Annotated in this window: 19 protein-coding genes and 1 CRISPR repeat array; of the genes, 7 read left to right on the top strand and 12 right to left on the bottom strand. The window is 41.5% G+C overall.

The annotated features are described in order from the left end of the window. Positions 1 to 8: 8 nt before the first annotated feature. From CKV69_RS07160 to rapA, 4 genes are all read right to left on the bottom strand, one after another. Positions 9 to 437 carry a DUF2489 domain-containing protein gene (locus CKV69_RS07160; RefSeq protein ID WP_005719208.1) on the bottom strand — a complete coding sequence of 143 codons (429 nt, stop codon included), beginning with the start codon at positions 435 to 437 and terminating at the stop codon, positions 9 to 11. Between the two features lie 5 nt (positions 438 to 442). After that, positions 443 to 1,012 (bottom strand): Der GTPase-activating protein YihI, encoded by a 570-nt coding sequence (gene yihI, locus CKV69_RS07155; RefSeq protein ID WP_014326417.1) that lies wholly within the window; start codon positions 1,010 to 1,012, stop codon positions 443 to 445. 63 nt (positions 1,013 to 1,075) lie between these two features. Next, positions 1,076 to 1,735, bottom strand: coding sequence for a bifunctional tRNA pseudouridine(32) synthase/23S rRNA pseudouridine(746) synthase RluA (rluA, locus tag CKV69_RS07150; protein ID WP_005724855.1), 660 nt, complete (start codon positions 1,733 to 1,735; stop codon positions 1,076 to 1,078). An 80-nt stretch (positions 1,736 to 1,815) separates the two neighbouring features. After that, on the bottom strand, positions 1,816 to 4,719 hold the full coding sequence (rapA, locus tag CKV69_RS07145) for an RNA polymerase-associated protein RapA (protein ID WP_014326416.1): 2,904 nt from the start codon (positions 4,717 to 4,719) through the stop codon (positions 1,816 to 1,818). Between the two features lie 275 nt (positions 4,720 to 4,994). Between rapA and pnuC the strand changes: the two genes are divergently transcribed. Beyond that, positions 4,995 to 5,699, top strand: coding sequence for a nicotinamide riboside transporter PnuC (gene pnuC / locus CKV69_RS07140; protein WP_005724867.1), 705 nt, complete (start codon positions 4,995 to 4,997; stop codon positions 5,697 to 5,699). 47 nt (positions 5,700 to 5,746) lie between these two features. Here the strand turns inward: pnuC and CKV69_RS07135 are convergent, their stop codons facing one another. Then, a complete protein-coding gene (locus tag CKV69_RS07135) occupies positions 5,747 to 6,460 on the bottom strand; it encodes a tRNA1(Val) (adenine(37)-N6)-methyltransferase (protein WP_014326415.1) in 714 nt (237 codons plus the stop codon). A 111-nt stretch (positions 6,461 to 6,571) separates the two neighbouring features. Between CKV69_RS07135 and srmB the strand changes: the two genes are divergently transcribed. Then, positions 6,572 to 7,900: an ATP-dependent RNA helicase SrmB gene (gene srmB, locus CKV69_RS07130; RefSeq protein WP_005758057.1), complete on the top strand. Its 1,329-nt coding sequence runs from the start codon at positions 6,572 to 6,574 to the stop codon at positions 7,898 to 7,900. Between the two features lie 147 nt (positions 7,901 to 8,047). Then, positions 8,048 to 9,095: direct repeats of the CRISPR family, unit length 28 nt; unit sequence GTTAACTGCCGTATAGGCAGCTTAGAAA. Between the two features lie 51 nt (positions 9,096 to 9,146). Here srmB and rfaC read toward each other — a convergent pair. The 7 genes from rfaC to CKV69_RS07095 all read right to left on the bottom strand — a co-directional run bounded on the left by rfaC (position 9,147) and on the right by CKV69_RS07095 (position 16,851). Next, a complete protein-coding gene (gene rfaC / locus CKV69_RS07125; protein WP_014326414.1) occupies positions 9,147 to 10,112 on the bottom strand; it encodes a lipopolysaccharide heptosyltransferase RfaC in 966 nt (321 codons plus the stop codon). Continuing rightward, positions 10,109 to 11,155: a lipopolysaccharide heptosyltransferase II gene (waaF, locus tag CKV69_RS07120; RefSeq protein ID WP_014326413.1), complete on the bottom strand. Its 1,047-nt coding sequence runs from the start codon at positions 11,153 to 11,155 to the stop codon at positions 10,109 to 10,111. Before waaF ends, rfaC begins: the two co-directional genes overlap by 4 nt. Before the next feature lie 68 nt (positions 11,156 to 11,223). Then, on the bottom strand, positions 11,224 to 11,631 hold the full coding sequence (locus tag CKV69_RS07115) for a copper chaperone PCu(A)C (protein ID WP_014326412.1): 408 nt from the start codon (positions 11,629 to 11,631) through the stop codon (positions 11,224 to 11,226). A gap of 115 nt (positions 11,632 to 11,746) precedes the next feature. After that, entirely contained in the window at positions 11,747 to 13,171 is a 1,425-nt protein-coding gene (locus CKV69_RS07110) for a sucrose-specific PTS transporter subunit IIBC (protein ID WP_014326411.1), read from the bottom strand. Between the two features lie 228 nt (positions 13,172 to 13,399). Next, positions 13,400 to 14,419, bottom strand: coding sequence for a substrate-binding domain-containing protein (locus CKV69_RS07105; RefSeq protein ID WP_005752328.1), 1,020 nt, complete (start codon positions 14,417 to 14,419; stop codon positions 13,400 to 13,402). Between the two features lie 25 nt (positions 14,420 to 14,444). Continuing rightward, positions 14,445 to 15,887: a glycoside hydrolase family 32 protein gene (locus tag CKV69_RS07100; RefSeq protein WP_016504356.1), complete on the bottom strand. Its 1,443-nt coding sequence runs from the start codon at positions 15,885 to 15,887 to the stop codon at positions 14,445 to 14,447. Between the two features lie 37 nt (positions 15,888 to 15,924). Next, positions 15,925 to 16,851 (bottom strand): aminoimidazole riboside kinase, encoded by a 927-nt coding sequence (locus CKV69_RS07095; protein ID WP_016504355.1) that lies wholly within the window; start codon positions 16,849 to 16,851, stop codon positions 15,925 to 15,927. 185 nt (positions 16,852 to 17,036) lie between these two features. On the opposite strand from CKV69_RS07095, the gene hflD reads away from it, so the two are divergent. The 5 genes from hflD (at position 17,037) to CKV69_RS07070 (ending at position 23,200) form a co-directional block, all read left to right on the top strand. Next, positions 17,037 to 17,648: a high frequency lysogenization protein HflD gene (gene hflD, locus CKV69_RS07090; RefSeq protein WP_014326407.1), complete on the top strand. Its 612-nt coding sequence runs from the start codon at positions 17,037 to 17,039 to the stop codon at positions 17,646 to 17,648. A gap of 27 nt (positions 17,649 to 17,675) precedes the next feature. Then, positions 17,676 to 19,043 carry an adenylosuccinate lyase gene (gene purB / locus CKV69_RS07085; protein ID WP_005724904.1) on the top strand — a complete coding sequence of 456 codons (1,368 nt, stop codon included), beginning with the start codon at positions 17,676 to 17,678 and terminating at the stop codon, positions 19,041 to 19,043. 358 nt (positions 19,044 to 19,401) lie between these two features. Further along, the gene (locus tag CKV69_RS07080) at positions 19,402 to 20,988 is read left to right on the top strand and encodes an L-lactate permease (protein ID WP_005758065.1); all 1,587 of its coding nucleotides are present in this window, start codon (positions 19,402 to 19,404) and stop codon (positions 20,986 to 20,988) included. A gap of 77 nt (positions 20,989 to 21,065) precedes the next feature. Next, positions 21,066 to 21,785, top strand: a complete 720-nt coding sequence (locus tag CKV69_RS07075) for a (Fe-S)-binding protein (RefSeq protein ID WP_005719269.1) — start codon at positions 21,066 to 21,068, stop codon at positions 21,783 to 21,785. Positions 21,786 to 21,796: 11 nt separating this feature from the next. Then, on the top strand, positions 21,797 to 23,200 hold the full coding sequence (locus tag CKV69_RS07070; protein WP_025248517.1) for a LutB/LldF family L-lactate oxidation iron-sulfur protein: 1,404 nt from the start codon (positions 21,797 to 21,799) through the stop codon (positions 23,198 to 23,200). Positions 23,201 to 23,206 lie beyond the last annotated feature (6 nt).

Here is a 23,206-nt window from a genome sequence, read left to right as displayed (position 1 = left end):
GATTCCATTTACTTCATATCAATTAATAATTGCTGTAATTCTAAGCGAATTTTCTGCTCTAATTCCGCTTCGGCGCTTTCACGTTGTAAGTCTAAACGCATACGTTCATTTTTCTTTAACTCGCGACGCTTTTCATGAGTCGGCATTTCCATTACCACTTCATACAGCTGATACATGGCTTGATAATTTTTGAGCTTTTTACCCAAGGGATCAAGCAACATTTTTAAGCGAATGACGCCTTCCGAATGATTACAATCGCCATTTTGCATGGCTTTCGCAATAATCACAATACTTTCGGTTAAGCGCTGACTACGGGCAGTACGCATATTGGCAATGGCTTTTTTCTGCTTTTGCAATGCCAATAATAAGTAGCCCGCATAGCTCGCCATTGCCACAATAACCAGCACGGCAAGAATCAATAAAATGTTCGTCCACATCATACTTATCTAAATTGGTTAATATCGATTTTTTCAAAGGTGCGTAAGAGATCTTCTTCAGGATCGTCATCTTCTGAAATGCCTAGCTCGTCCATTAATTCTGCAATACGATCTAAACAGTCATCGACAAATTGTTGATCTTCTGCACTTAAGGTTTTGCCCGCTTCCAAATCGTCTAACAGCTGGTTTAAACATTCGTTACTTTCGAGTAACTCCAACTCTAGCATTGGATCTTGTTTTGGCAGTTTTTCCTCTAATTTCATCGGTGGAATAGTCATGCCTTTTTCTGGCTTATTCACAAATTCCACAACTAACGGCACTTTTTTACGGCTACCAATACGCGGATCTTTTTTCTCCAACGCTTGATGTTTATTATTGTTTTCTGTGGCACTATGACGAGAGCCAGAGGCTAAGCCTTTGCGTTTCTTTTTCTTTTTGTCTTCACGCGCTTTGGCATCTAATTCATAGCGTGTTAATTTCTTACCAGGTTTTCCCTTTGGCAATTCGACTTTTTTATCGACTTTACGAGCCGGCATAATATCGCTGACGCGGCGTGTTTTCTTCTTACGAGCCATAATCTTTTCTCTTTCATTCATCGTTGATGGTAGATTGTACCATTTAAAATCGGTTTTACTTAATTAAAACGCAGGTGGCGCACTAAAGCTTAGCCATTCTTGCGTAATTGGGTGGCGAAATGCTAGCTGTTCTGCGTGTAAACACAAGCGAGGCGAGAGGGCTTTGGCTTGTGGTGGGGCATAGAATTTATCACCTAAGATTGGGTGTCCAAGGGCAAGCATATGCAATCTCAATTGGTGAGAACGTCCTGTAATTGGTGTGAGTTTCACTCTTGTTGTGTTGTTAGGATAGCGGGCTAGCACCTCATATAACGTGAGCGCTGGTTTACCCCGCTCAAAGCAAATTTTTTGGCGAGGGCGGTTTTCCCAGTCACAAATTAATGGCAAGTTGACTTCCCCTTGGTCTTCCTCCAGATGTCCCCACACCAATGCTTGATAATGTTTTTTCGGTTCACGTTCACGAAACTGGCGTTTCAGTTCCCGATCGGCCGCTTTGCTCAAGGCAAACAAAATCAAACCGCTAGTGGACATATCTAAACGATGGGCGGGTTCACAGAAACCGTACTTTTCTTTCACGCGCGACATGGCGCTGTCGTAATATTGGGGCTGGTTACCCGGCACGGAGAGCAAGCCGCTCGGTTTGTTGATCACCACAAAATGATCATCGTAATGCACGATATCAAGGTAAGGATCGGTCGGTGGGGTGTAACTGATTAATGCCATTTTGTTTGCTCAATGTTCTTGGCACACGCATTGTGCCTGTGCCGTTTTACTTGAAAAGTGCGCTAGGTTTTTACTCTGTTTTATTCTTTGTTACTCACAATCACACGCAAGCTGTCTAAACGCCAGGTTGCTTGTTGTAGCTGGGCGAGGGACTGGCTGCGAATGTTTTCGAGTGCATCGACTTCATCTTGGCGAATGTTTTTATTCACTGCTTGTAACGCCGTTAAACGGTTTAATTCTGCACTTAATGTCTGATCTGCAAGCTGTTGTGTATTGTGGATAATTTGTTGTGCTTGTGCAACGATTTTTTGCTCACTGAGTTTGACTAACTGCTCAATGTTCGGACGCACCATTTTCACCACTTTATTTGCCATATTTTTGCCAATCGGCTTTAACTGTTTTTGTAATGCATTGAACGACACCTGTTCCGCTAAGTTATTGCCTTTTTGATCCAATAATAAACGGATTGGTGTAGGTGGTAAGAAACGGGTAAGCTGTAAGCCTTTCGGTGCTTGTGCTTCCACCACATAAATCATTTCCAACAGTAACGTCCCTGCTGGCAAGGCTTTATTAATTAATAAACTGACCGCACTTTTGCCGATATCACCTGAAGTGATCAGATCAATACCGTGACGAATGAGTGGGTGATCCCAGCTCATAAACTCGACATCTTCGCGTGCCAGTGAAAGTTGACGGTCAAAGGTGACAGTTGCGCCTTCTTCTTTTAAGCCCGGAAAATCGGGCACAAGCATATTACTTGCTGGTGTGATCACAATGGATTTTTCGCCCAAATCTTCTTGATCAACGCCAATAATATCAAACAGATTTAAAGTGAAGTTCACCAGTTCTGTCGTACTATCTTGTTCAGCAATATCTGTTGCCAACTGTTGCGCTTGTTCGCCCCCGTTGGAGTTCAGTTCTAATAAGCGATCACGTCCTTTTTCTAAAGCCTGTTTTAGTTCATGTTGCTGTTTGCGTGTGAGGCTAACAAATTCTGCAAAGCCTTCAAGTGCGGTCGGTTTTTGTAAAAATTTATTGAGCTGTGTTTGATGTGTTTCAAACAAGGTCATACCCATTGGGCAAGTTTCTTCAAAGGCATTTAAGCCCTCATGATACCAACGCGCAAGTACCACTTGGGCGGTGTCAGCAAAGCAAGGCACATGAATTTGAATATCACGACTTTGACCAATACGATCCAAACGACCGATACATTGTTCTAAGAGATCCGGATCATCAGGCAAGTTAAACAGCACTAAATGACTCGCAAATTGGAAGTTGCGCCCTTCCGAACCAATGCTTGAGCTGAGTAATACCTGTGCCCCGTCTTCTTGTTGAGCAAAATAGGCTGCTGCGCGATCACGCTCCACAATGCTGAGTTTTTCATGGAAAACCGCCGCACGAATAGCTTCTTTTTCACGCAAGGCTTGTTCTAATTGAATGGCGGTATTCGCATGTCGGCAAATCACCAACACTTTTTCTTCTCGGTGATTTTTTAAGAAGGTAATTAACCATGCTAGACGAGGATCAAATTCCCACCAGCGAGCATCAGGATTGAGTTTTTGGAACATCTGTTCCGGGTAAAAAGAATCGTTTTCGCTTTTTTCTCCTAACATCGCTAACACATTCGCCGCATTATTGTATTGTTTTGGCAACTCAAGGGTAATTTGGTTGTAAGTACGATGTGGGAAACTTTTCACCCCTTGTCTGGTATTGCGGAATAACACACGGCTTGTGCCATGGCGATCAATCAGGTTGTCGATAAGCTCTTGACGCGCCAGGGCTTTTTGTTCGTCGTGAGCTTGTGAGTCGATCACTTTTAACATTGGTTCGACATCTTGCTCGGATAACAAATCAGCAATATGGTTTTTTTCCACCGTACTTAAGGGTTTATCCGCCAATAAACTTTGCACCGCATCGGCAACAGGTTGGTACTGTTGCTGTTCTTGTACAAAGGCTTGATAATCATAGAAACGATCGGGGTCCAGCAAACTTAAACGGGCAAAATGACTTTCTTGTCCGAGCTGTTCTGGCGTGGCGGTCAGCAAGAGCACCGCGGGAATTTGACGTGCAAGCTGTTCGACTAATTGATATTCCAAACTTGGGTTATGTTCTGACCAGCCAAGGTGGTGAGCTTCATCCACAATCAGCATATCAAAGCCCGCTTCGAGGAGCTGTTCGACACGTTTTGGTTTTTCACATAGCCAATCTAAGGCACAAATAATCTGTGATTCCGTGCTAAATGGGTTAATCCATAAAGCAGAAGCAGGATCTTCAAAATCGGCACAGCGTTCCTCATCAAATAAAGCAAAGTGCAAGTTAAAACGGCGTAGCATTTCCACGAGCCATTGATGTTGCAAGGTTTCCGGCACAATGATTAAAACCCGTTCCACTTTTTCAGCAAACAATTGTTGCTGTAAAATCATACCTGCTTCAATGGTTTTGCCTAATCCCACTTCATCAGCGAGCAACACACGAGGGGCGGTACGCTGTCCTACTTCTCTGGCAATATGTAACTGGTGTGGAATCAAGCCGGCACGAATGCCGCGTAAGCCACGTAAAGGCGATTGGAATTGGGCTTGTTGGTGAGTCAGAGCTTGGTAACGTAGGGTGAAATGTTCATTACGGTCAATTTGGGTGGTAAATAAGCGATCTTGTGGCTTACTAAAGGTCATTTGATGAGCAATATCCCTTTCTTGAATCGTGATTTCTTCGCCGTTATCTTGTCGTTTGAGTAAATAAAACGCCACACCGTTATTCTCAAGAATGTCCAAGACATTACCTTTCCAGCCTTCATGATGCACAATTTCATCGCCAATTTGAAATAAGACGCGCGTTAAAGGCGCAGAGTTTAAAGCATAAATACGTTGCTCTTCAGAAGCAGGAAATAGAATGGTGACAGTGCGCATATCTATGGCGACAATTAAACCTAAGCCGAGATTATTCTCACTTTCACTCATCCAACGTTGACCGACTGCAAATGTCATAATGTTATAATTCTCTTTGTTTTGATGACTTGATAAAAAATATAAGACGTGTTCTTTCATTAAAAAATAGCCGGCTATTTTAGCGATCTTGCACTCAAAAATAAAACGAAATCTCTGTTTGGATGTGAGGGAAGAAAAAATAACCTTGTATTATATCTGTATATAACAAAAAATATCTTGATTATGGATTCATAATTGATAATGTAGCTTATCATTGACATTTGTAATCAGCGATGTAAAAATCAACCTAAATTTCATTGTAGGAGAAGAGCAGCATGAATTTACAAGCCGTAAAAAATGAATTTCTTGGAGGCTGGAAGCCTTTTGAAGTGGCGTGGTTAAGTCTGTTTTTAATTGCGCAGATTGTCATTTATATCCAAAACCCAGATTCGATTTTGGGCATGATTTCAGGTATTTCTGGCATTTTATGTGTGGTGTTTGTCAGTAAAGGAAAAGTGAGTAACTACTTCTTTGGGCTGATTTTTGCCTACACTTACTTTTATGTGGCTTGGCAAGCCAATTATCTCGGCGAGATGAATACGGTATTGTATGTGTATATTCCCGCACAATTTATTGGTTATTTCTTATGGCGTGAGAATTTACAGAAAGGCAGTGAAGGCGCAGAAAGTGTGATTGCCAAATCCTTAACCTTAAAAGGCTGGGCAATCGTACTGGGTACTATCACGATAGGTACTTTATTGTTCGTGCAAGCATTGAATGCCGCAGGCGGAAGTTCAACAGGGCTAGATGGGCTAACCACAGTTATCGTGGTCGTAGCACAGCTTCTCATGATTTTGCGTTACCGTGAACAATGGCTTTTGTGGATTGCACTGAATGTGATTTCCATTGTGTTGTGGACACAGGCCAAAGAAGGATCGCTTGCGATGGTGACCATGTATTCTGCTTATTTACTCAACTCACTGTATGGCTATTACAACTGGACAAAATTGGAAAAAGCCCATCGTCAGTCAGTACAATAAACTTTATCAATTGATATGGGAGCGATATTCGCTCCCTTTTTGTGTGCTTAAAACGCTAAATAAAAATCTTTGGTTAAGCCAATAAAATCCGGATGATAGCGATTGCTTTCATCATAAATAATCAATTGGCTTGGCTGCAACGGTTGGGCTTGCAAAGAAAATGTGAGCAGTAAACGTTGTGGAGCTTTGCCTTTTTTAGTGATCACTTCACAACGGGCAATACAATAAAGTGCGGTCTGTTTTAACAACGTTTCACCCGCCTCAAAAGGCAACACCATGCTGATTTTGCCTTGCTCGCTAAGACAATGAGATGCCCAATTTAGCCAATCAACATGACGATGCGTGGCAGTATAACGTGCGAGATCACGTTGTGGCGTAGCACAGTCCACACCCTGTGGAAAATAAGGGGGATTTGCCACAATTAAATCAAACTTATTCACAGCGTTTCGGCAAAATTCGGCGGCATCTTGTTGATAGACATGCACACGCTGTGCCCATGGCGAAGCGTGAATATTTGCCTGTGCTTGTAAATAAGCAGCCTGATCTAATTCGACGGCATGAATTTCGCTTTCTTTGGTGCTACGTTGTGCTAACATCAAGGCGATTAAACCTGTGCCAGTTCCCAAATCGAGAATCCGTTCAGCTTGACTGACATCCGCCCACGCACCTAATAAAATCCCGTCAGTGCCTACTTTCATCGCACAACGATGGTGCTCAATATGAAATTGTTTAAAGGTAAAACCGTTTTGTTTTGCTGACATATTTTTCCTTAATATTGACCGCCTTTTGGTACAAATAGCGTCTTCATTTCGCAACACGGACAAAGTGCGCTATAATCTGCCACAATTTTACAATGATAGAAACCCATACTCATGACATTAGCCACTTTTCAAGATTTTGATCTCGCTCCTGCCTTACTGAAAGCACTCGCTAAAAAAGGCTACACTCGTCCAACAGCGATTCAGCAAGAAACGATTCCCGCCGCTATGGAACAACGTGACGTGCTAGGCTCTGCACCAACAGGTACCGGTAAAACAGCCGCCTTTTTACTGCCAGCCATTCAGCACTTACTTGATTACCCACGTCGCAAACCGGGTGCCCCACGTATTTTAATTTTAACGCCAACTCGTGAACTCGCTATGCAAGTGGCAGAGCAGGCAGAAAGCTTTGCGGAATTCACGAACTTGAGTATCGCGACCATTACCGGTGGAGTGGCTTACCAAAACCACGGGGAAATTTTTAACAGCAATCAAGATATCGTAGTGGCAACCCCAGGACGTTTATTGCAATACATTAAAGAAGAAAACTTTGACTGTCGTTCAGTCGAAATTCTCATCTTTGATGAAGCGGATCGTATGCTTCAAATGGGGTTTGGACAAGATGCCGAAAAAATTGCCGCCGAAACTCGCTGGCGTAAACAAACCTTGCTATTTTCCGCCACATTAGAGGGCGAATTGCTGGTGGATTTCGCCAGTCGCTTATTAACAGACCCCGTGCAAATTGACGCTGAACCAAGTCGTCGTGAGCGTAAAAAAATTCAGCAATGGTACTATCATGCTGACAGCAATGAACACAAAATCAAATTATTGGCACGTTTTATTGATGAAGAACAAGTGAGCCGAGGTATTGTTTTTGTGCGTCGACGTGAAGATGTGCGTGAACTGTCCGAAACTTTGCGTAAACGCGGTATTCGTTCCACCTATTTAGAAGGTGAAATGGCACAAACTCAACGCAATAACGCTATTGATAAACTTAAAAATGGTATTGTGACGGTCTTGGTAGCAACTGATGTCGCCGCACGTGGGATTGATATCGAAGATGTCAGCCATGTCATGAACTTCGACTTACCATACAGCGCAGATACCTATTTGCACCGTATTGGACGTACTGCACGCGCAGGTAAAAAAGGCGTAGCGGTGTCTTTTGTGGAAGCCCATGATTATAAATTGTTGGGTAAAATCAAACGTTACACCCAAGAATTACTGAAAGCACGTATTATCGAAGGTTTAGCTCCTCGCACCAAAGCACCGAAAGAGGGAGAAGTTAAAACGGTCAGTAAAAAACAAAAAGCCCGCATTAAAGCAAAACGTGAAGAGAAGCAAAAACAAGAGCAAAAGAAAAAAGTGAAACTACGTCATAAAGATACGAAAAATATTGGTAAACGTCGCAAATCCAATACACCTCCTGCTAACGCAGAATAATCACATCTAAATTGCTAACCCTTTTTTCTGGCTAGATTATTTATCTAATAAGATCAAAGGGTTATTTCTATGTCTAGAAAAAGGGTTTTTAACAGTTTGATAGGCGCCATACTTGCTGAATAAAGGGATGTCGATTAGACTGTTTTAGTTAACTGCCGTATAGGCAGCTTAGAAAAAAAGTGTTTATTGTGTGTAGAATATAACCAAGTTAACTGCCGTATAGGCAGCTTAGAAATTATCGCGGAAGTCAGTCGTCATAATGGCGTAGTTAACTGCCGTATAGGCAGCTTAGAAAATTTCAGGTGAGCAGTGGATGATTATCCCGAGGTTAACTGCCGTATAGGCAGCTTAGAAAATGTGTCTAAATCGGGGTAGATTTCCGCGAGCGTTAACTGCCGTATAGGCAGCTTAGAAAAAAATCTCTGGAATTTGTCGCATATTGCCTTTGTTAACTGCCGTATAGGCAGCTTAGAAAGTTGCAAGGTTGTAAGCTGTCCCCGCGTATTCGTTAACTGCCGTATAGGCAGCTTAGAAAATGAACACATGATCACTTCTTGATGGATCAAAGTTAACTGCCGTATAGGCAGCTTAGAAAATCAACGGGAGCGTAAGCGAAATGAAGAAACGGTTAACTGCCGTATAGGCAGCTTAGAAAAAGTGTCCGCGCTCACGTTAATCCCCGTAAGCGTTAACTGCCGTATAGGCAGCTTAGAAAAAGCCACAGCGCAGATGAGCACGTCATCACGTGTTAACTGCCGTATAGGCAGCTTAGAAAAAGCACTATGCCGATAGCTCCCCAAAAGTCATGTTAACTGCCGTATAGGCAGCTTAGAAATAGCAATGGCAACAGCCTTTTTTATTATAGTTGTTAACTGCCGTATAGGCAGCTTAGAAATCGCCTTTTGTCGCAAACCATTTGCGCACCCGGTTAACTGCCGTATAGGCAGCTTAGAAAAGCTTTAAGCTCTGCAAATGCCGAACTCATACGTTAACTGCCGTGTAGGCAGCTTAGAAAGATTATTTTAAGCAACGGAGCGGAATTACACTGTTAACTGCCGTGTAGGTAGCTTAGAAAGTCATCTTCCAATTCTTCTGTTTTCTGCTCTTGTTAACTGCCGTGTAGGCAGCTTAGAAATAAAGCGATCTTGGCTCGATTATCAGATTGGTGTTAACTGCCGTATAGGCAGTTTCAATTGACTGTTGGTATATTACTAAAACAGTTGGATATGGGGATCGGTCTGTTAGCTTATATCGTGTTTAACGATAAAAGTGCGGTCAATTTTTGGAAAATTTCATCAGCTTCAATCTTATCCATACTCTCAGCAACGAGATAATGCTGGTTTTTGCCGTAGGAGCCGATCAGTTTGGGATCCGTAGCACCATAGAGAGTCAAGTTGGTTTTATCGAGTGCGGCACTTAAATGTGCCAATCCGGTGTCAACAGAAACAACAGCGCTGGCATTCACAATCTGCTGTGCTAACTCGGATAATGTGGATTTTGGCAAAATCGTCACAAGATCAAGCCCTTGGGCGATCCTCTCTGCACGCTGTTTTTCTTGAGGATTTGACCAAGGTACGTGAATTTGGATACCCTGTGCGGTCAGTTTTTCTGCTAATGTCCGCCATTGTTTGTCCGGTAGAAATTTATCTTGGCGTGTGGTGCCATGGAAAAAGAGGACATAAGGCATCGTTTGTGCGTGTTGTGGGAAATGGCGTGCTATGCCGTAATCGCCTTGTGTATGGGGTAAGGGATAATTTAGGCTTTGTGCAAACAGCTGGCGAATACGTTCGACAGCATGTTGTTGATAGCTAATGGCGTATTTTTTATCGTAGAAACAGGCGGCAATCGGTTCACGAATCGAATGACGATCGTAACCATGGCGTGTGCCTCGCGCTAATCGAGTGGCAAAAAGGGCACTTTTAAGTAAGCCTTGTGCATCAATGACCGCATCATATTGTTCTGATTGTAATAAAGTGCGGTAAGTTTTCCACTGTTTTCGAGTTAGGGCGGTAAATGGGGTTTTACGCCAACGTCGCAGAGCAATGGGGATAACCTGTCGGACGGCGCTATGCCAATGGGGAATTTCAGCGAAACTTTCTTCGACCACCCAATCAACTTGTAAATTGGGGAGGGCGCGTTGGGCATCGGTGAGCGCAGGTAAACTGTGCAGAATGTCGCCCATTGATGAGGTTTTGATTAAACAAATTTTCATGTGTTAGCAAGTAATCCTGTGAGTTTATCGAATACCAATTCCGGTTGAATATCAATTAAACTTTGATGGTAACCTTCGTCACTGTCTTTGCCTTTACGTACTTTGATTAAGCCATCTTCAATTAAACGAATAATCACGGCTTTTTCAGAAAGTGGAGGCGTATAAGTGGGGCTCGTTGGTCCATAAAGTGCCACTAAAGGGCGCTGAACTGCGGCTGCGATATGCATGAGTCCACTGTCATTGGTGACGATAGCGGTACAATCAGCGATTAAATCCACTGCCTCATTCAAACTGGTTTGCCCTGCCAGATTTATGCAAAAGTGACGCATTGTTTCAGGTAGCGCTTGGCGGATTTCTTCGCCTACGGCTTCATCTTTGGCAGAACCAAACAAACGAATGGCATAGCCTTGTTGAATCAGCATTTCTGCCAATTTAGCATAATGATAATGAGGCCAGCGTTTTGCTGGACCAAATTCTGCTCCCGGGCAAAAGCCAATACTCGGGCGTGGGGAAATAAGTGCGGTCTGTTTTTCAAATTTTTTTAAGGTATGTTGTTGTGTGATGGGATCGACCGTTAAATAAGGGACGGGTCGTGGCAAATCCTCTGCTTTCGGCACAGCACCTTTTTCAAAAGCTAAAGCAATATAGCGTTGCACCATCATCGGATAGTCTTTTTTATTACTGCGTAAATCATTTAAAAAGAGATAGCGACTTTCGCCTTTCCAACCACGGCGAAGCGGAATCTTGGCAAAAAAAGGAATGAATGCGGATTTGAGTGAATTAGGTAGAACAATCGCCATATCATATTGGTGGCGTAATGCTTTGCCTAAGCGATAACGATCACCCAAGGCAAATGCCCCATGTCCTAATGGCATTGTAATGGCTTGTCGCACTTCAGGCATACGTTCTAAGAGAGGTTTACACCAATTGGGTGCCATGACATCAATTTCACACTGGGGATATTGTTGTTTGAGTGTTTGATACAGGCTATGCGACATCATCATATCGCCAACCCAAGAGGGTCCAATAATTAAAATATGCATACTTATTCTATCCATGTTGAAAATAACAAATCATATCGCGTATTTTAGACGATTTCTGAGGTGATTTATTAGTATTGAATAATTTTTGCCTCAATATGCATGATTTCACCGTTGTCAAAGAGTAAACGCAGTGGGAAGGAATCACCCGCGTTGAGATCTTGTTCGACATTAAACACCATGATATGCAATCCACCCCGTTTGAGCGCCGTCATTTGATGTGCAGGTAGGTTAATACCAGTGACTTCAATCATCTTGCCATGTTGTGTGCCGTGTAAGACGATATCGGCACGGATATCACTTTGTACTAGCGCTAAACTCACATCTTCATTTCCCGTATTATGAATATTCATGAATATGGCACTTGGCTCACCGGCTTTGGCACTGAACATCTGGGCTTGCTCGACATGGATGTGAGCAAAAAGCGAGGTAGGTAAAAGTGCGGTAAGGATGAAGAGAAGTTGAGTTAACGATTTCATAAAAGATCCTAGACAATAAAAATGAGCATCCAATATGCGGATATCATACGCTTTTAAAAAGAAAAATGCCGTGATTTTTTTCTATCACGGCATTTTTATACACGCAACAATCGTCTTATTCTGCTTTTAGTTGTGCTCTTTTACCTAAAATGACGGTGAGAGTAAATGCAATCGATGCGGAAATAAGCATACCGACACAATACATTGCTAAACTATCCGGCTTAATTGAGGGGATGCCCGGCAAGCCCGCAGCGCCTAAAGCAATGGCTTTAACATTAAACAAGGCAATGACCGCACTGGAAATGCCAGCACCGATCATGGCAGATATGAAAGGATAGCGATAGCGTAAGTTGACACCGAACATGGCGGGCTCAGTAATCCCTAACAAGGCTGAGATGCCAGAAGGTACGCCGATCCCTCTTACTTTGGCATCTTTCATCACATAAGCGGCGCCCAAACAAGCTGCACCTTGAGCAATATTTGACATTGCGGCGATTGGGAAGATAAAGGTACCTCCAGTGCGAGCCACCTCAGCAAGCAATTGTGTTTCGACGGCGATAAATGTTTGGTGCATACCTGTGATAACAATGGGGGCGTAAAGTGTACCGAAAATGGCCCCCCCCACGAATCCTAATGTGTCATACAACCAGGTCAAGCCTGTACTAATTAAAGACCCCGCTTCACGCCCGATAGGACCTATTACGGTAAAAGCGAGTAAGCCCGTTATAAATAATGCAAAAAGTGGGGTAATTAAGTTATCAAGAAATGACGGAACGACTTTACGTAGGTTTTTCTCCAAGGTTGCTAAGACCCAAGAGGCGACAAGAACGGGGATAACTGTACCTTGGTAGCCGACACGTTCAATTTCTAAACCAAAGATATGCCAATATTGAATATTGCCTTTAGTGAGTGTCAGTGCATAATTCCAGCCATCAGAAAGTGCTGGGTGCACTAATAGCATGCCAAGTGCCGCTCCTAAGAATGGATTACCGCCAAATTTTCGAGTGGCGGAAAAACCAAGTAATACAGGTAAGAAGACAAAAGGTGCATTTGCAATGGTATTAATAAAATCCACTAAATCAGCTATTGCGGGATACAGATCGACAACATTTTTTTCTTCAACGAAGAAACCTTTTGCTGTCAACATACTGTGAATACCCATTAACAAACCACCGGCAACGATGGCAGGAATAATTGGGACGAAAATATCAGCTAGACCTTTCACTAAGCGTTGTAATAACCCTTGTTTTTCTGTACCAGCGGCAGCGACTTCAGAAGTCGTCATATCACCGATACCTAACAACTTGCTTAACTCTGCATAGACTTTATTGACTGTGCCAGAACCAAAAATAATTTGGTATTGTCCTGCTACGGCAAATTGACCTTTGACACCTTCAATATTCTCAATGCCTTTTTTATCAATCAAGTTTTCATTTTTTACAACGATTCTCAATCGGGTAGCACAATGTGCCGCAGCAGAGATATTGTCTTTACCACCGAGTTTGTCAATCACTTGTTGGGCGATTTGCGAGAAGTTCATGGTCACCACCTATAAAGTTGTGTTGATGTAGAAAAAATGTGTAATTTTATTTTAACTAAAACGTTTTAGTTGTAAAGATGTATTTAACTAAAACGTTTTAGTTTTATGCGCTAGATCACATTTTTTGCAAAGAAACGATGTATTGTTTGAATGGAACAAGAAGAAAGTGTCGTTTAATAAAACAAAGGAGAATAACGTTATTCTCCTTGTCTTCAGCGTTGCGATAGCTTAATCACGATAAATGACGTCACAGTCGATTTTTTGGTTAGGGCTTTTTTTACCTGCAAAGTAACGCATAATATGTTGGAAAATCTGCTGAGCAAGCTGGGGGTGATTTTGTTTAATAGAATGTATGTGGAATGGCAAGGCATTTAAGATATCGTGATCATCGAAAGTGGCTAAATGTAACTGACGATTAAGTAATAAATCCATTTTTTTTTGTTCTGTTAAGTAACGTAACACGCCCTCTAACAAAGTATAGGAAGCGGTGAAGATCGCTTGAGGTAAGCGACCTAGTTTAGCTTCTGTCTCCGCTAACATTTGATAACCTGATTCTGGTTGATAGGTGCGGTGTAATATCCATTCTTTTTTTAGGTTAAGATTGGCTTGTTTAAGCCCTTGTAAAAAGCCCGCTAAGCGTGATTCGCTAGGAGAAAGGGTACGCTGTCCGCCAAAGTACATGAATTCTGTTAGCTGATACTGGTCACATAGACGGCAAATTAAAGCCGTAATGTGTTCACTATCATTACTGATGACATAGTTCAGCGCCAAGTCTGGTACATAACGATCCAATTGTAAAATAGGAGTGTGTTGACCGATTTTCTGGTAGTAACTCGGATCTTGATGAGTAGGGGCAGTAATTAAAAAATCAATTTGACGATCCAATAAACGCTCAATCGCTAATTTTTCTTGCTGTGGATTGTCATCTGAACAGGCAATAATAAGTTGTAAACCATTTTCACGACACTGCTTTTCTAATATTTTAGCTGTACAGGCAAAGCCGTAGTTCGTCAGATCTGGAATCACGAAACCTATTACATTAGAGCGTTGCATTTTGAGTGATTTGGCGTAGACATTTGCTCGATAACCTTGTTGTTCCGCAATGGCTTTTACGCGTTGACACGTCTCCGCTTTAATTTTAAATTCCTCACCTCGATTATTTAAAATCATACTGACGGTAGTGGTGGATAAACCACAACATTTCGCAATATCGCTGAGGGTGATACGTTTTTTATTGGTAATGCTCATGCTGTAAAGAGAAATAAATGAAAACTTAGGGTGTTAAGATAATGGGTTTTAATTCTGCCACAGAAACACAGAGCGGGCGAGAGCTATCTAACGCATTTTCTCGATCTGCAATAAAGAAACGTGAAGTCATCACTTTCTCACCTTGATTTAAAAAAATTTCCACGACAGAACGATCAAAGAATATTTCCACATGGTTTAATTGAGGCAAAATACAATGGCGTTGTTCACCAAATTGTTGCATCAAGGCGGTCTGTGTTGTGTATGTTCTATCTAGCGTCAGTATGCCATTTTGATAGCGTAAAATCAGTTGTTGTCCTCGCTGGTTTGTGAAAAAACGCAGTGTGAAAGGCTGATTTTCAGCATCAAAAGCAACATAGCTACGATCTAAATGTGGAATTTGTTGCTTGCCCTCCACCCAATATTTATGCGCAGGTAGACACTGGGCATACACTTGTGGAATTGGGCGCTGATAAAGTATTCCCTGCTGAATTGAAAATTGACGTGGCAAACTTAGCATAGAATGCCATTGGTATTCATCCGTTGGATAGGTTAAGTCTGGTAAGCCAACCCAAGCATAATAGATACCTTCCGATCCCTGAATACTTTGTGGCGCATAAAAGTCAAAGCCATAATCCAGTTCTTCGATATGCTGTGCGGAAAAGTGCAAATTGGCATATTGACCCAGCGCATAAGTGGCATGGTAGTGATTTTGGAAACAGTAGGTTTTTTGTGCTTTGCCTTGAGGGGACCAAAGAAACAGATCTTGTTCTTGAAGCTTGAGCAAATCAGGGCATTCCCACATAAATACCTGCTGGTTATCAAAATCAGGGAGTTTGAATTCACCGATAAGTTGTGGTGTGGCATCAAGATCGGTCATTTCATAGATTAACGCTGTGCCAGAAAGATCTTCACGTTGTGCACCGAGAATAAAGCGAATTTTGCCTTCTTCCGTTATAAATGGTTTGGGATCTCTGACATGCTCGGTATAACCTGTTGGGGCTTGATTTAACAAGCAACGTTTTTTTAAGAGTGTGCCGTCTTTCTTAAAAATCGCGATGTTTTGGTGCGGAATACGTTGATTTTCTGCGTTGCGCGTGTTGCCAGTATAAAAAGCAACAATCTGATCTTGCCATAACAGTGCGCCACCCGAATAGCAACCGTGTGATTCAAATAGTTCATCTGGAATCAATGGATCCGCAGCTTGAAAATGGTGAAAATCATACGTAATAAAATGTTTCCAATGTTTCATTCCGTGTATTGCGGCGTACGGGAACCATTGATAAAAAATATGATATTTTTCGCCATCAAACACTAAACCATTAGGATCATTTAATAAGCCTGTTTCTGGCGCAAGATGATAAGTCGGGCGAAATTGTGTATCGCGTAGTACATGTTGTCGAATCTGTGCAAGTTCCCCGACTTCCTGTGCGTGCAAACTTTTGTATTTGCCTTGATTAAAAATATACATAGGTGTTGTCCAAAAATGGCAGAAAAATGACCGCACTTTACTCAGCGAGAAAGGCATCTAATTGCTGTTTATTGGGTAACGCAGACATGGCGCCCTTTGCCGTTGTCGCTAATGCGCCGCATGCATTGGCTTGTTTGATGATCTCGACAAGTGCGGTTGGATTTTGCCAATTTTTTACTTGTGAGATACCAAATAAGAGTCCACTGACGAAAGCATCTCCCGCCCCTGTCGTATCAACGGGGATTAACGCTTTTTTACTGGAAATCAATTGGCTTTTGCCTTGTAAGTAATAGGTTGCGCCTAATTTACCCAATGTCACAATAATGAGCTTATCGGGATAGTGTTGGGTCAGTTTAGCGGTAGCGTCTGATAGCGTATCGCTGTCGGTTAAGAACAATAATTCTTCTTCGGAAAATTTTAATACATCAGCCAAGGCGACCACTTGATTTACAACGGTTTTCATTTCTGCTGGGCTATTCCATAACGATTCTCGTAAATTCGGATCGAAAGAGAAGAATCCCCCTTCTGCTTTAATTCGATGAATCGCGGCAAATGTACTGGAACGTGAAGGTTCATTGATAAGCGCAATAGAGCAACAATGTAACCAATCATTTGGGTTAAAATGTGGCAGATCAGAAAGTTCTAAAAATTGATCCGCACTTGGATTCACCATAAAAGTAAAACTGCGTTCACCTTCTTTTAAGTCAACAATCACGGTGGAAGTCAGTTGTTTGGGATCGAGGTGCATATATTGGGTACAGACATTTTCTTGTTGTAATTTGTTTAACATAAAGCGTCCTAATGGATCATCTCCCACTCGTCCAATAAAGCCAGTTGTGGCGCCTAAACGCGCAATGCCCACTGCCACATTCGCGGGGGCTCCGCCAGCACAACGTAAATAAGTGTTTTCCCCTTCCGGAATTAAATCAACCACCGCATCGCCTAATACCCAGATTTTGCCCATTTTGCTTTCTCCCACAGATTGGATTTTCATCATTTTAATCCTAACTAAAACGTTTTAGTTTTACAAGCTGGATTTCTATTTTTGCGATCTAGATCAAGTTTTCAGCGGTGACATCGTTTGCTTTAAAAAAATGTTAAAAAGTGCTATATTGTCCCCCGATTTTTCATCATCCTATTTCCAATCCTATGGCGAATTACTACGATATTACTTTAGCTCTGGCAGGTGTGTGTCAAGCCGCAAAATTGGTACAACAATTTGCTCATGAAGGGCAAGCGGATCAGGCAGCGTTTGAAACCAGTCTGAATACTTTGTTACAAATTTACCCAGAAGACACTTTGGCCGTCTTTGGTGGTAAAGCGCAGAATTTAAAATTGGGGCTTGAAACCTTGTTAGAACAAATGCATGGGACAGGGTCGGATTTAAGCCGATATTGGATTAGCTTACTGGCGTTAGAGAGTAAGCTGAATAAAGATCCCCATGCAAAAGCAGAACTTGCACGTCGTATTCAATATTTACCAACGCAACTTGAACATGATGATTTACTTGATGAACAAATGTTGTCCACTTTAGCCAGCATTTATGTGGATGTCATCAGTCCATTAGGTAAAAAAATTCAAGTGACAGGTTCCACGCTTTATTTACAGCAATTAGCTATGCATCATCGTATTCGCGCCTGCTTATTAGCGGGCATTCGTTCTGCGGTATTATGGCGCCAAGTGGGGGGAACAAAATGGCAAGTGTTATTCTCTCGTCGCAAAATTATCGCTATGGCAAAACAGATTTATTCTTCACTTTAATCATTTTATTTTATGGAGCAAACCGCTATGCAACTTAATGCATTAACTGCACTTTCCCCGATTGATGGTCGTTATCAAGACAAAGTGAGTTCACTACGTTCAATTTTTAGTGAATTTGGCTTGTTAAAATTTCGTGTGACAGTGGAAGTGCGCTGGTTACAAAAATTAGCTGCCACCGATCAAATTCAAGAAGTTTCTTTATTATCTCAAGAGGCAAACGATTACTTGAATCACATCGTTGAAAATTTCAGTGTGCAAGATGCCGAACGTATTAAAGAAATTGAACGCACGACGAACCACGATGTGAAAGCGGTGGAATATTTCTTAAAAGAAAAAAGTGAAGCTTTACCAGAATTAGCCAAAATCAGTGAATTTATTCACTTCGCTTGTACCTCAGAAGACATTAACAATCTTTCGCATGCATTAATGCTAAAAACGGCACGTGAAGAGGTGATTCTTCCAGAATGGCAAAACTTAATTGCGGATATCAGCGCACTTGCTAATGAATATAAAACCATTCCGTTACTGTCTCGTACACATGGTCAACCTGCATCACCTTCTACTATTGGGAAAGAAATGGCAAACGTGGTGTATCGCTTACAACGCCAGTTTAAACAATTACAGCAGATTGACATTTTAGGTAAAATCAATGGTGCGGTAGGTAACTATAATGCCCATTTATCAGCGTATCCTGATATTGATTGGCATCAATTCAGTGAAGAGTTTGTGACGTCATTAGGTTTAACTTGGAACCCATATACCACACAAATTGAACCACATGACTACATTGCTGAGTTTTTCGATAATGTGGCGCGCTTTAATACTATTATTATCGATTTTGACCGTGACTTATGGGGATATATTGCGTTAAATCATTTCAAACAACGTACCATTGCCGGTGAAATTGGATCTTCAACCATGCCACATAAAGTCAATCCAATCGACTTTGAAAATTCAGAGGGAAATCTTGGTTTAGCCAATGCAGTCATGGCGCATTTAGGCGCAAAATTACCGGTTTCTCGCTGGCAACGTGATTTAACGGATTCCACCGTATTACGTAACTTAGGTGTGGGATTAGGCTATTGTTTAATTGCGTACGCGGCGACACGTAAAGGTATCAGTAAATTAGAAGTGAACGAGCAGCATTTACGTGATGAATTGGATCAAAACTGGGAAGTCCTTGCCGAACCTATCCAAACAGTGATGCGTCGTTATGGTATTGAAAAGCCGTATGAGAAATTAAAAGCGTTAACCCGTGGTAAGCGTGTGGATGCAGAAGCGATGCGTGAATTTATCGAAACATTAGATATTCCAGCGCAAGAAAAAATCCGTTTACAACAAATGACGCCTGCAACCTATATTGGTGCCGCAGTGGAATTAGTGGAAAAACTGTAACATAAAATAAATAGAGTGAGTCAAAAAATAAGGCTGTGTGATATGTCATACAGCCTTATTTATTTTAACTAATAAATTAAATTATTTCTGATATAAAAATAAGAAATTGGCTTATATTCGTATATAAATTAATCAAACGGTTCGTAAAATATAAGATGTGTGAGTTTTGTCACAGAAAAAAATCTGATTTTTAAAGCATTTTTTTAAAATTACTTTAATATAACAACTTATTAACATTTTAAGTGGTATATTATTTGTGTAGTTTTATTTTTCATGAAAATACATACTCATAAATAGTTATTCTTTGGCGTTGATATTTTGATGTTATCTCAAATTTAATTTTTATGTAGGGTTTTTTATGGTTTTCTTTTTAAGTATTCTTCCTATTGTCTTATTGATTTATTTAATGGTAAAACGTAATAGCTTACCGTCTTATATCGCACTTCCTTTGATTGCTGTTTTAACTTATCTCTTACAAGCATTTTATTTTGGGACAGATTTAACCCGTTTAAATGCTAATGTTATTGCGGGATTAATTGCGACACAAACACCGATTACAATTATTTTTGGTGCAATTTTATTTAACCGCATGATGGAAGTATCAGGCAGCACCGATGTATTACGTAAATGGTTAGCCAATATCAATCCGAATCCTGTGGCGCAAATTATGATCATTGGTTGGGCATTTGCCTTTATGATTGAAGGCGCGAGTGGCTTTGGAACGCCAGCAGCGATTGCCGCGCCAATCTTGATGGGTTTAGGTTTTAAACCGCTACAAGTGGCAATGCTAGCGTTAGTGATGAACTCTGTACCGGTTTCTTTCGGTGCGGTTGGTACACCAACTTGGTTTGGTTTCGGACCATTAGGATTAAGCGAAGACGTAGTACTTGAAGTGGGGCAGAAAACGGCATTTATTCACTTCATTGCAGCCTTTGTGATTCCCGTCTTAGCGTTACGTTTCTTAGTCAGCTGGCAACAAATCAAACAGAATCTTGTTTTCATTTATATCAGCATTTTAGCTTGTACTATTCCTTATTTCTTATTAGCGCAAGTGAACTATGAGTTCCCTGCTTTAGTGGGGGGAGCCATCGGTTTATTTATCTCAATTCTCGTGGCGAATAAAGGGATTGGGGTGAGTAAAACAGCGCAGGCAGAAATACAGCTCGAAAAAGTGGAATTTGGTGTACTGGTTAAAGCCTTATTCCCAACCATGATGTTGATTGCGATCTTAATTGTGACACGTATTCACCAATTAGGGATTAAGCAATTATTAAATGATGCGACCACCTGGTTCTCTGTATCTTTAGGTGCCTTCGGTGAATTCAAAGTGAGTCAAGCGTTAATCTTGTCTTTAAACAATATCTTGGGTCAAGGTATTAACGAAAGCTATAAAACTTTATATGTGCCTTCACTGATTCCATTTATTGTCACGGTGATCATTTCGATTTTTGTGTTTAAACTCAATGGGACAAAAGCCAAAACCATTGCGGTGAGCACCTATCAACAAACGAAAAAACCATTCTTTGCGTTATTAGGCGCCTTAGTTATGGTAAAATTAATGTTAGTTGGCAATGAGAATTATGATTCTATGGTGATTACTATTGGTAAAACCTTCGCTGATGTTACTGGAGATAAATGGGTGTATTTCTCCTCTTATCTTGGTGCTATCGGTGCATTTTTCTCAGGATCTAATACTGTTTCAAATTTAACTTTTGGTGGGATCCAACTCTCTATCGCTGAAACCACAGGCATGTCTGTACCATTAATCCTTGCACTACAATCTGTGGGCGGTGCAATGGGTAACATGGTGTGTTTGAATAACATTATTGCCGTATGTACTGTATTAAATGTCAGTAACCAAGAAGGTTCGATTTTAAAACGGACGGTGGTTCCAATGTTCCTCTATGGTGTTATCGCAGCGTTGGTTGCAGTTGTTATTTACTAATTTATTTTTGATGTCTTTTTTTAAATATAGCTAACTTGCCCGAGTTAGCTATATCCGCATTTATTGGAGTGATGAAAATGAATGTCAATTTTTATGTGACGTGCATTGGTGATGCCTTAAAATCCAATGTCGCTAAACAGTCTGTTCTCCTTTTAGAACAACTCGGATGTAAAATTACCTTTCTTGAACAACAAGGTTGTTGTGGGCAACCTGCGCTTAACAGCGGTTATGTTTTATCTGCTATCCCCGGCATGAAAAAATTGATTGAAACTTTTGAAGTCAATGATTATCCCATCGTTGCCCCTGCTGGTTCTTGCGTGTATGCCATTAAAACTTATGCAGAATACTTGAAAGAGGAACCCGAATGGGCTGCGCGCGCTCAAAAAGTGGCGGATCGTTTTTACGATTTAACCGATTTTATTGTGAATCAGTTAAAGGTTGTCAATGTGGGGGCGAAACTCGCGGGTAACGCGGTATATCACCCTTCTTGTAGCTTATTCCGTAAACTTGGCGTGAAAGAAGAGCCAGTGAAATTATTACAGCAGGTGGAAGGATTAAATTTATTGCCGATCCATAATCAAGAAACTTGTTGTGGTTTTGGTGGCACATTCTCCGTCAAAATGGCGGAAATTTCAGGCGAAATGGTGAAAGAAAAAGTACAGCATATTATGGCGGTGAAGCCGTTGTATTTAATCGGTGCAGATGTCAGTTGTTTACTTAATATTGGCGGACGTCTCAAACGTGAAGGGCATCATGTCAAAGTGATGCATATTGCTGAAGTGTTAATGAGTCGCTAAGGGGGAGAATGATGTCTATTAAAACGAGCCACCTTAAATTTAAACCACGCATCAATGAAGAAATTCAAAATGACATTATGCGTAAAGCTGTGGTGATGGCACAAGAGCGTATCGGTGCAAACCGCCAGAAAATGGTGGAGGAATTAGGGCATTGGGAAGAATGGCGAGAGCATGCCAAAGAGATTCGTAACCATGTCATTGAAAATTTAGATGCTTATTTGTATCAGCTTTCAGAGAAAGTGACCCAAAATGGTGGTCATGTGTATTTTGCGGCAACAGCAGAAGAAGCCACAAATTACATTAAAGACGTCGCCAAGCAGAAAAATGCCAAGAAAATTGTCAAATCGAAATCCATGGTGACGGAAGAAATTGGCATGAATTATGTGTTAGAAGCTGAGGGGATCAAAGTCGTTGAAACTGACTTAGGTGAATATATTTTACAAGTAGCAGAAGATAAGCCTTCACATATTGTGGTACCTGCCATTCATAAAGACCGTCATCAAATCCGTAAAGTACTGGCTGAAAAATTAGGTTATACCGGTTCCGATACACCAGAAGAAATGACCCTATTTATTCGTGAAACGATCCGTAATGATTTCTTAGAAGCGGATATCGGCGTAAGCGGTTGTAACTTTGCGGTGGCAGAAACGGGCAGCGTATGTTTAGTCACTAATGAAGGGAACTTACGTTTAGCCACATCCTTGCCAAAAACACATATTGCAGTGATGGGTATGGAGCGTTTAGCGCCAACCTTTAAAGAAGTGGATGTGCTAATTACTTTGCTTGCACGCAGTGCGGTAGGGGCACGTTTAACAGGCTATAACACTTGGTTAACCGGACCACGTCTAGCTGGGGAAACTGATGGACCTGAAGAGTTCCACTTAGTGATCGTCGATAACGGTCGTTCAAAAATGCTCGGTTCAGAGTTTCGTGAGGTTTTACGTTGTATTCGTTGTGGCGCTTGTTTAAATACTTGTCCAGCCTATCGTCAAATTGGTGGTCATGGTTATGGTTCGATTTATCCGGGTCCAATCGGTTCAGTGATTTCACCTATTTTAGGGGGTTATGAGGAGTTTAAAGACTTACCTTCAGCATGTTCCTTATGTACGGCGTGTAACCAAGTTTGTCCTGTGAAAATTCCACTCGCCAATTTGTTATTAAAACACCGCCGTCATATTGCCGAATCAGGTATGAATCCATTAGCAGAACGGCTTTCTGTCAAAGCGTTCACGTTAGCAAATAGTCACCCAAGTCTGTGGAAAATTGGTATGAATGTAGGGGCGAAAGTGGCGAAATTGGCGATTCGTGATGGCAAAATGCCGATCCAAGTCGGTGCGATTGCTGAATGGACAAAAGCCCGTGATTTACCAGACGCTGAAGGCGAAAGCTTCCGTTCTTGGTTTAAAAACCGTTAATTAAGT

Source organism: Pasteurella multocida (assembly GCF_900187275.1).
Taxonomy (GTDB): Bacteria; Pseudomonadota; Gammaproteobacteria; order Enterobacterales; family Pasteurellaceae; genus Pasteurella; species Pasteurella multocida.
This window is presented reverse-complemented; position numbering and strand designations above follow the sequence as displayed.